General features: G+C 77.6%; 1 protein-coding gene. It reads right to left on the bottom strand.

Annotated features, from left to right (window positions below; all coding sequences use genetic code 11):
• Positions 1–21: 21 nt before the first annotated feature.
• The coding region (locus ACH65_RS20425) for a hypothetical protein (RefSeq protein ID WP_049624063.1) at positions 22–295 on the bottom strand (274 nt) is incomplete at its 5' end.

Raw genomic sequence — 295 nt, 5'->3', positions numbered from 1 at the left:
GGGGGGGGGGGGGGGGGGCCTTCAGCCCGCCATTTCCAGCCCGCCGCCGCCGCTTCCCGCGCGGCGCAGCAGGGCGTGGCGCCAGCGCTGCTGGGTGGCGCCCTCGGCCTCCTGCAGGATCTGCGGCTTGTTCGCCACCAGCGCCGCCACCGGCACGCCGTCCTCGTACAGCACGCGAGTGCCGGCCAGCGCGGGCAGCTTCTCGCCGGCCAGCACGGTGCCGACCAGGTTGAGCGGATCGCAGCCGCTCAGGCACACCAGCTGGCCCTCGTGGGCGCGCTGGCGCACCGCGCGC

This window comes from Frateuria defendens (assembly GCF_001182895.1).
GTDB lineage: Bacteria > Pseudomonadota > Gammaproteobacteria > Xanthomonadales > Rhodanobacteraceae > Frateuria_B > Frateuria_B defendens.
This window is presented reverse-complemented; position numbering and strand designations above follow the sequence as displayed.